Source organism: Mucilaginibacter dorajii (genome assembly GCF_024808255.1).
In the GTDB taxonomy this organism is placed as follows: Bacteria; Bacteroidota; Bacteroidia; order Sphingobacteriales; family Sphingobacteriaceae; genus Mucilaginibacter; species Mucilaginibacter dorajii.
The window spans coordinates 21,396-30,846 of sequence record NZ_JANTYS010000041.1; the positions used below are offsets into that span (position 1 = coordinate 21,396).

Annotated in this window: 10 protein-coding genes; 2 read left to right on the forward strand and 8 right to left on the reverse strand. The window is 42.7% G+C overall.

Features of this window, described 5'->3' with window-relative positions; genetic code table 11:
- Positions 1 to 42: 42 nt before the first annotated feature.
- Positions 43 to 765, reverse strand: a complete 723-nt coding sequence (locus FHS10_RS28730) for a LytR/AlgR family response regulator transcription factor (RefSeq protein ID WP_259097646.1) — start codon at positions 763 to 765, stop codon at positions 43 to 45.
- Complete coding sequence (locus tag FHS10_RS28735; protein WP_259097647.1) at positions 762 to 1,823, reverse strand: sensor histidine kinase; 1,062 nt, start codon at positions 1,821 to 1,823, stop codon at positions 762 to 764. The genes FHS10_RS28730 and FHS10_RS28735 overlap by 4 nt, the downstream gene beginning before the upstream one ends.
- A gap of 187 nt (positions 1,824 to 2,010) precedes the next feature.
- On the opposite strand from FHS10_RS28735, the gene FHS10_RS28740 reads away from it, so the two are divergent.
- Positions 2,011 to 3,063: a DUF4932 domain-containing protein gene (locus FHS10_RS28740; protein ID WP_259097648.1), complete on the forward strand. Its 1,053-nt coding sequence runs from the start codon at positions 2,011 to 2,013 to the stop codon at positions 3,061 to 3,063.
- Here the strand turns inward: FHS10_RS28740 and FHS10_RS28745 are convergent, their stop codons facing one another.
- From FHS10_RS28745 to FHS10_RS28765, 5 genes are all read right to left on the reverse strand, one after another.
- Positions 3,064 to 3,615: an NUDIX hydrolase gene (locus tag FHS10_RS28745; RefSeq protein WP_259097650.1), complete on the reverse strand. Its 552-nt coding sequence runs from the start codon at positions 3,613 to 3,615 to the stop codon at positions 3,064 to 3,066.
- Positions 3,608 to 4,012, reverse strand: a complete 405-nt coding sequence (locus FHS10_RS28750; protein WP_259097652.1) for a hypothetical protein — start codon at positions 4,010 to 4,012, stop codon at positions 3,608 to 3,610. The genes FHS10_RS28745 and FHS10_RS28750 overlap by 8 nt, the downstream gene beginning before the upstream one ends.
- Before the next feature lie 106 nt (positions 4,013 to 4,118).
- Positions 4,119 to 4,925 carry a TPM domain-containing protein gene (locus tag FHS10_RS28755; RefSeq protein WP_259097653.1) on the reverse strand — a complete coding sequence of 269 codons (807 nt, stop codon included), beginning with the start codon at positions 4,923 to 4,925 and terminating at the stop codon, positions 4,119 to 4,121.
- Between the two features lie 13 nt (positions 4,926 to 4,938).
- On the reverse strand, positions 4,939 to 5,373 hold the full coding sequence (locus tag FHS10_RS28760) for a TPM domain-containing protein (protein WP_259097654.1): 435 nt from the start codon (positions 5,371 to 5,373) through the stop codon (positions 4,939 to 4,941).
- A gap of 116 nt (positions 5,374 to 5,489) precedes the next feature.
- The gene (locus tag FHS10_RS28765; protein ID WP_259097655.1) at positions 5,490 to 6,068 is read right to left on the reverse strand and encodes a LemA family protein; all 579 of its coding nucleotides are present in this window, start codon (positions 6,066 to 6,068) and stop codon (positions 5,490 to 5,492) included.
- Positions 6,069 to 6,256: 188 nt separating this feature from the next.
- On the opposite strand from FHS10_RS28765, the gene FHS10_RS28770 reads away from it, so the two are divergent.
- Positions 6,257 to 8,554 (forward strand): GH92 family glycosyl hydrolase, encoded by a 2,298-nt coding sequence (locus tag FHS10_RS28770; protein ID WP_259097656.1) that lies wholly within the window; start codon positions 6,257 to 6,259, stop codon positions 8,552 to 8,554.
- Between the two features lie 87 nt (positions 8,555 to 8,641).
- On the opposite strand, the gene FHS10_RS28775 is transcribed toward FHS10_RS28770, so the two are convergent.
- Positions 8,642 to 9,208 carry an RNA polymerase sigma factor gene (locus tag FHS10_RS28775; protein ID WP_259097657.1) on the reverse strand — a complete coding sequence of 189 codons (567 nt, stop codon included), beginning with the start codon at positions 9,206 to 9,208 and terminating at the stop codon, positions 8,642 to 8,644.
- Positions 9,209 to 9,451 lie beyond the last annotated feature (243 nt).

Below are 9,451 nucleotides of genomic sequence, written 5' to 3' on the forward strand. Positions count from 1 at the left end.
GTGAGTTAGATCGATGTTTTTTCGCCGGGGGCTTAATACATATCACGCCTTATCTATCAATTTATAAAATCCATCCCGGTAAGTTTCTCCAACAGGAATGATGATATCGGCAATAGCTATACGACTGCGTTCCACAAAGCTAATGTGACGCAATCCCACTACAAAAGATTTATGTACCCGTACAAACTCTTTTTTTGGGAGCTGCTCCTCAATCTTTTTAAGCGTTTGCAGGCTCATGATTTTTTCCTTTGCCGTGTGCAATACAATGTAATTTTGCAGGCTTTCAATATAAAGCAGGTCCTTTATATTCACTTTTTGAATACGGTGTTCGGTTTTTACGAAAATATAGTCCAATGCAGGTTCCTCGGACGGGATAGCTATGGGAGCTTCAATAAAGGTTTGGGGTTGTAAAATAAGCTGACGGGCTTTTTCTGCTGCTTGGTAAAAGCGGTTAAAGGGAATGGGTTTAAGCAGGTAGTCTATCACATCATGATCATAACCCTCAAGAGCATACTCGGCATACGCCGTAGTTAATATCACTTTACATTTTTTACCGGCTATTTTAATGAATTGTAAACCATTCAACTCCGGCATTTGAATATCAAGGAACACCAAATGAATAGCCGTTTCGTTGAGCATATGCAAGGCTTCGATTGGATTTGTGGTTTGCGCGACCAATTCCAGGAAAGGAACTTTACTGATATAGTCTATTATAATATCAATAGCCAAAGGTTTATCATCAACTACCAGGCAGCTTATTTTCATGAGTTTAATTGCAGGCTTAAGTTAACACTATAAAAATCGGCACTCTTGGTTATATCTAAATGATGTTTACCTGGGTAAAGTAACTCCAGCCGCCGCTTTACGTTATAGAGGCCAATGCCACCTGTAGTGTCTTTTTGATCTTTGTTCTTTTTATTACCAATGCCAAACACCACCCGCTCATCATCAGCATAAAGTTTAATGATCACCGGGGTGGTACTATCCTTTAACACGCCATGCTTAAATGCGTTTTCAACAAAGGAGATAAATAGTAACGATGCCACTTTTTGATCGCCAATAAGCCCTTCCAGTTCAAAGTTGATATAGGCCTGGCCTTTGGCACCAATTTTTTGCAGTTCAATAACGTTTTGCAGGTATTGGATTTCTTTGCTTAAAGGCATAAAATCGTCATTACCTTCGCGCAGCATATACCTCAATAACTCTGATAGCTTTAACAGAGCCTCGGGTGCTTCATCTGATTTTTGGTACGTGAGCGAATAAATATCATTAATGGTATTAAATAAAAAGTGCGGGTTGATCTGCGAGCGTAAAAAAGCCAGTTCGCTTTTAAGTGTTTCCTTTTGCAATTCCTCCTTTTTGCGGTTATTGATATACCAGTTCTCCACAAAAAAATAACCGATGCCGTAAATAAAATAGCCCGGGAAGTAATAGAAAACAATGTTCTTAACGTAATAGCTTACCGTTATAGCATTGCCCTTATAATTATCGAAGCCTAAAACCGGTTTAAAAAAGCCAAATTCAACAACGTACCGCCACCCAATCATTCCGGTCATAATAAGCAGCAGGTATAACGCAGCCACCAGGTAATTTTTTTTGACGAATAACTGCGGCGCTACAAATAGGTAATTGCCATAAAAACATAATGCAGCTATAGACTGGAAACCCAAACCGATTAAAACATAATCAATAAATAAACTGAGGTCTTTTTTATGATACTTGAATGCTGCAAAAGGATTGTTATTAAACAAGGGAAGCGTAGCGTTAAGCACAAGCAAAAGCCAGAAAGTGATATGTAAAAGAATAATGTACTTGCGCTTCATTCGGTTAAATATAGCGAGGGCTGGGTACTTTAATAGTGCCGATATATAAAAAGACTGTAATTAATGATGAACGCCGGTATTTTGGTGATGAAGCCGCCAACTGGTTTGTCAATGTTTTTAAGGCGTTCATCAATCGGAATTTTTATGCTGGTGATAGGATCTGACTTTTGTTGAAAAATAAACCATCATGAAAAAACTATTCCTAATCCTTTTATTTGTTGCCCCGCTGCGGGGATTTTGCCAGGATGAGCTAAGAGTAAATGTACACCCCGGCATTGAGCTTTTTACCATAGTGCAGATCCTGGCCGACGGCTATCCCAAACCCAATCCTTCGGCCTATACTACCGAAGCGATGGCCTACTTTGAAAAGTATAAAGACCATCCGGCGGTTAAAAAAGCAAGGTCATTTGGTAAAACCTATACCGACCTGGTAGAACTGGGCTGGTGTATGAGCAATTTTCCCGACATTAAAATTTATGAGCCCGCAGATTTGGGGTGGTATAAAATGTATGGTAAAGAAAACGTACTGGAATACATGAGCCTATGTCGTGATTTTTTTAACGATACCCACTTCTGGGCATTTTTTGAACAGCACCAAACACGCTATACCCAATGGGGCGATGCACTAAAAGCACAGGTAGACTCGGGCAAACTGGTTAAAAAGCTGAAAGATTTTTATGGTTTTTACGCGGATGTGCATTGGGATATCTGCATCGATCCGCTAAACAGCTGGGGATCGCATGCCATCATGACCAAAACCTTAAACCCGCAATACGCCGATTGGCTGGTTTACAATACAGGCTTCTTTAAACAGGATGGCCCTGCAGATAAAGATCCGGTGTTTGAGTTTAAGAATTTTGAAAACCTGGTATGGCACGAAGGCAGCCACGTTTATATAAACGGGCTGCTTAGAAAGTATCAGAAAGAAATTGATGATATGGCCTACCTTTTTAATAAGGACGATGAGGGCATGAAGCGTAATAACATCAGCAACTGGGCGTATTGCTTTGACGAAAACATGGTACGCTCCATAACCGCTGCCCTTTACAAAAAGTACCGTACAGATCGGCAGTACAAACGCCAGGTAGCCCGTGAAATTGGCAGCGATTTTATTTATGTAGAGGATATAACCCCGTTTATTTACGATAACTATATCAACAGTAAAAAGTATAAAAGCTTTGCCGATTTTTTCCCCGGGATATTGAAGTATCTGAAAAACAAATACCCTAAGAAGGCCTAATTATAAGACCCCCAATTTTATCATCCCATAAAATAAGCCTGAACAATGCATGGCTTGTTTTATCTGGTTATCAAGCAGCAGTTGTTTAATCTCGTCGATAGTGTATTCTTCAACAATTAGCTCTTCATGGGGATCAAGTTCCTGGCCTTGTACTTTTTTGCCGCCTTTGGTAAGATAGGTGAAGGTTTTATTATTGGCGGTTGATGGATTGCCGTATACAGTGCAGATCAGCTCAAACTCATCAAACTGGTAACCGGTTTCTTCCAACAGTTCGCGGCGGATGGCATCAATTGGTTCTTCGCCTGCGTCAACAACCCCTCCCGGAATTTCGAGCGATATGATACCTGCCGCGTGGCGATATTGTTTTACCATCAGTATTTTATTGTCTTCGGTTAGTGCAACGGCATTAACCCAGCTGCCATATTCCAGCACGTAATAATCGTCAACAATGCGGCCGTCGGGCATTTCACAAACATCGACACGCAAGGTAGCCCAGGGGCCTTTATGGATATAAGATGATGAAAGTAGTTTCCAGGTAAGATCTTTACTCATAGTTTGTTTGTAGAAATTGATAGATAGTATTTCGTTTATTAATGTTTTCGAACGACGAGCTGTGGTGCTTTTTTTCCAGCCATTCAAAAATTAACAATATTTTTTGCAGTGTAGCCAAAGTTTCGGGCGAGGGACTAAATGGCTCGGCATACATATATAATAATTGGGCTAATGCATCCAGTTTATCGGCCTTATGATTTGATTTTATCAGAAATAGCTCAAAATCATCAGCGGATAATGCTAACAGCTCATCCAGTTTAATGTCAAACTCGTTTTGCAGCATGGTATCTGCAAGTTTTATAAATTCATCTGGCTTTGCTTGCTCTTTGAAGCCCACCAATCGGGCCATTATGACCGTCATTTTTTCGAGCTCTCTTAAAATATAATCTTTATACATTAATCAACGATAAATTTGCCATGGTTATACCAGTATTCGGCAGTCAAATAGTAAGGTGCAGTTCAAATCACTAATTCAATAATTCAGTCAATCAATAATTAAAACCCTACCAGCTTCCGCTTGAGCCGCCACCGCCGCCGTCTCCGCCGCCGAAACCACCAAAATCTCCGCCGCTGCTACTCCCGCCGTCGTTTCCTCCACCGGAAAAACCTCCCCAGCCAGATCCGTTGTTACTATTGCTGCTGCCAAGCATACTGCCGGCCAAAAACCACCAAAAGGGGCTTGCACCCCCACGGCGATCAATGATCTGGCCGCCACCGCCGCCCCGGTTACGAAATATGATGATCAATATCACCACTATGATTACAATTAAGATAATAATGCCGGCTCCATCGCCACCACTACCTTGTTCGGCTGGTTGGGCGTCTGCTTTAAATTCGCCTTTGGTGGCTTTAATGATATCATCGGTAGCGGCATCCAATCCGGTATAATAATCACCCGCTTTAAAATTGGGCCGCATGTCATTTTGAATAATGCGCTGGGTTAGCGCATCTGGTAGTGGGCCTTCGGCACCATATCCGGTTTGGATAGCCATTTTACGATCGGCAATGGCCACAATTACCAGGATGCCATTGTTTTTTCCCTTTTGGCCAATACCCCATTTGCGCAAAAGTTGCTGCCCGTAATCATTAATGTCATAACTCCCGACTGATTTCAGGATTACCACTGCTATCTGCGTCGAGGTAGAATCGTTAAAAGCAACCAGTTTGGTTTCCAGCTTTTGTTTATCGCCGGCAGATAAGGTATTGGTAAAATCGGTAACTAACGTATTGGAACGTTCGGGGAAGTCCTGTGCAAACGCCATCGCGGTGCAAAGCAGCAGGCTACAAAATATAAGTAGTTTTTTAAACATGAGTTTCATTGGGTTATTCGCCATCCATAAAGGCAATATCATCGGGCAGTTCGTTCACATCACCTGCATGGTGTGGAAAGTATTTTTGCAATTGTTCGCCGGCAATTTTTAGTCCGGTAACAATGCCTTCTACAATATCGCCGTACTTAAAATGCTGCAACATGTCTTCTTTGGTGGTATCCCAAAAATTGTTAGGTACAACTTTATTAATGCCGGCATCGCCAATAATGGCAAATTTACGGTCGACAGTAGCCACGTAAACAAGCACACCATGCCTCAATGCTGTTTTATGCATATTAAGCTGAAAAAAATATTTTGCTGCGCGATCAAGCACTTCTTCGCTACATTTTTTTTCAATGCAAACCCGGATCTCGCCACTGCTGCGATTTTCGGCTTCCTGTATCGCATTGCGTATCCGCTGTTGTTCTTCTTCGTTAAATACCTTCATGTGTTCAATTAGTGAATTAGTGAATGACTGAATTATGAATTGGTGAGTCCTGGATTTTGCGAGTATTGTTAGCCTAAAGATTAAATCAATAATTCGATAATTCAGTCATTCAATAATTAAAATTCAACCTTAGGTGCTTTATCACTTCCTGGTTCGGCAGTAAAATAGCCCTTTTCTGCAAAACCAAACATTTTGGCGGTGATGTTAGCCGGGAACGAGCGGATTTTGGTGTTGTATTCCTGTACAGCACTGTTAAAATCTTTACGGGATACGTTGATCCTGTTTTCGGTGCCTTCCAATTGCACGGATAAGTCGCGGAAGTTCTCGTTTGCTTTTAAGTCAGGATATTTTTCTGATACAACCAGTAACCGCCCAATAGCCGAACTTAATTCGCCTTGTGATGCCTGGAAGGCTTTGATAGATTCGGGCGTTAACTTAGTTGGATCAACCTGTACCGATGTTGCTTTTGCACGGGCCTCTATTACCGCTGTTAAAGTGCTTTTTTCAAAGTTGGCAGCGCCCTTTACGGTATTTACCAGGTTTGGAACCAGGTCGCTGCGGCGCTGGTAATCGCTTTGAACAGCGCCCCATTTTGATTTTACAGTTTCGTCTAACTTAACCATGCTGTTATAGCTGCACGAGCTTAAGCTCATAGCTACCACGATAACTAATAATACTGATAATAACTTTTTCATTTGGCGATATGATGTTTTTGTTGATGTATTTTATTTAGAATGCAAAATGCATACCGTTGTTACAAATTGTAATGATTTATCACAATAGGTTAAGGTACGGTTTTTATTGCTGATGCCGAAACAATTAGCCTTTATCCATTATATTTGAACGCTTATTTGATTTTAATTGGTTGACACCGACGCTCAAAATGAAGAAAATACTTTCTGTTCTATTAACCTGCGCTTCCCTATCTCTTCATGCGCAAACGGCTTCGTCCGAGAAATTGGTCCAATACGTCCACCCGATCATCGGCACAGCGCGGATGGGACATGTATACCCTGGAGCAACGGTTCCCTTCGGGATGGTACAATTGAGCCCCGAAACGGATACAGCCAGCTACGAGCTGAATGGCAAATATAACCCCGATGTATACAAATACTGCGCGGGTTACCAGTACGAAGATAAAACGATCGTAGGCTTCAGTCATACCCACTTCAGCGGCACGGGGCATTCAGATTTGGGCGACTTTTTGATCATGCCGACCATCGGTGCTCTGCAATTAAATCCCGGCACAGCCGATAAACCCGGCAGTGGATACAGATCAGCGTTCTCGCACCAGAACGAGCTGAGCCAGGCCAACTACTACAAAGTAAAACTGGACGACCATAACATCCTGGCCGAAATGACCACGACCACCAGGGTAGGTTTTCACCAGTACACATTTCCCAAATCAGACCAGTCGCATATCATCCTGGACCTGATGGCCGGCATTTATAACTACCCCGATAAAAACGTGTGGACGTATTTGAGGGTAGTAAACGATAGTACGGTGATGGGTTTCCGCCAGACCAATGGCTGGGCACGTACCAGAACCCTGTACTTCGCCATGAGCTTTAACAAAGCTTTCTTCAAACACGGCTATAAAAAGTACGATAAAAGAGAAGTGTACGGCGGTTTCTGGGGCAAATTCAACAAAACCGAGAATTTCCCCGAAATAGCAGGCAAACAAATCCGTGCTTACTTCGATTTTAAAACCGAAGAAGGCGAAAAGATCAAAATCAAATTCGCTATTTCGCCGGTAAGTATGGCCGGGGCGATGAACAATATGCAAACCGAGATCCCCGGCTGGGACTTTGATAAAGTAAAGAACGATGGCCAGCAGCAATGGGAAACCGAATTGCATAAAATAGAGATCAAAGGGAACCAGGAAACAAAGGAAAATTTTTACACCTCCATGTACCATACGATGATCAACCCGACCATCTACATGGATGCCGACGGCCAGTACAAAGGAATAGACCAAAACGTACACAAAGCCGAAGGTTTTACCAATTACACCACATTCTCGCTTTGGGATACCTACCGTGCCCTGCACCCGCTGTTCAATATCATCGAACCGAAAAGGAATGCCGATATGGTACAAAGCATGCTGGCGCACTATGAGCAAAGCCCGGAGCATATGCTGCCCATCTGGTCGAACTCGGGTAATGAAAACTGGTGTATGAGCGGTTACCATAGCGTAGCCGTATTAGCCGACGCGATAGTAAAAGGAACGGTAACAGATTCCAATACAGCCAACAAAGCACTGGATGCCTGTATAGCCACAGCCACTCATAGAGACTATGAAGGCATAGGCGAATACATGGACCATGGCTATATCCCCGATGAAAAAAGCGGGGTATCGGTATCATCAACACTGGAATACGCCTTTGACGACTGGTCTATCGCCCAACTGGCCAAAAAGCTGAACCGGATGGATGTTTACGAAACTTTTATGAATAGATCGGCAAACTATAAAAACGTATATGATCCTAAAGTAGGATTCATGCGCCCGAAACTGGCCAATGGCGAATTCAGGAAAGGTTTCGATCCGCTGACGACGATCAATGAAGGATTTATAGAAGGCAACAGCTGGAACTATACCCTGTTTGCACCACAGGACCCGAAGTCACTCATCCAGCTGATGGGTGGCAACAAAAGATTTACCAGGTACCTGGATTCACTGTTTACGATGAACCTGCCGGATAAATACTTTGCAGAAACAGAAGATATTACAAGAGATGGTATCATCGGTAACTATGTACACGGCAACGAACCATCGCACCATGTAGCCTACCTGTACAACTGGACAGACCAGCCCTGGAAAACCCAGGAAAGGATCAGGATGATACTGCCACGGATGTACAAACCAACGTCGGATGGATTGGGTGGTAATGATGATACCGGCCAGATGAGTGCCTGGTACATCTTTAGTTCAATGGGCTTTTACCCGGTAGCACCGGGCTCAGACCAATATTCAACCGGCAGCCCTGCGGTAGATGGCGCGACGATCAACCTGGATAACGGCAAAACGTTTACTATCAACGTAAAAAATCAAAGTGCGAAGAACGTATATGTACAAAAGATGGTGCTGAACGGCAAACCGCTAACCGGCCTGCTGATCAGTCACAGCGACATTATGAACGGTGGCGAGATCACTTTTTACATGGGAAGTAAACATAGGTAGAAACACGATTTAAGGATTTAACAGAATTTTCAAGATTTAATCGAACTAAAAGAATCTTTATAATCCTGTTAAATCCTGAAAATCGTGTTACGCGTAACAATGCTCCTCGCTCATGGTCAATTTGCCAATCATTTCTTTAAGGGCTGTGCGGGCACGGTGCAAGGTAGTACGCGATAGCAATTCGCTCATGCCTAATGAGTTGCCGATTTCCTGGTGTGAGTAACCTTCAATGGCATACATATTAAATACTGAGCGATAGTTTTTTGGCAGCTTTTGGATCAGTTTCATTAAATCCTTTGCTTCCAAACCATTATCGTTATAGGCTTTGCTTATTGGCATTTCGGTATCGGCAGAGAAGTCCTCAACCAAAACCATTGGTTTTAATTTGCGGTAGCGCGAAATGGCGGCGTGAACCATAATACGGCGCACCCAGCCTTCCAGGCTGCCTTCGTTACGGTAGTTATTTATATTTCTGAATATTTTGATGAAACCTTCCTGCAATATATCCTGGGCCTCGTCTTTATCGGTAGTATAACGCATGCACACGGCAAGCATTCTTGACGCGAATAATTTATAAAATTGCTCCTGGCTTTTACGTTCGTTGCGTAAGCATCCTTCCCAAATTGTCTGTAAACGTTCGTCGGCGGTAGTCATTGTGTTGTGTATTTATTTGTTATGCCTATGCCAATACAAGTGCCATTTTGTAATTTGTTGGTTATTAGATATTTATAAATTAAGCTATTTTAAAACCGTCCGCTAACGGACGGTTGATGCGCACAAACGGACGGAAAGCCCAAGCACCCTGACCCGTCCGGAAATAGCTATACAGATTTGTGAGTAAATCCTGTAAATACTATACAAGGTATTCTGTTAGTCCTAAGATGAACTATACAGGTC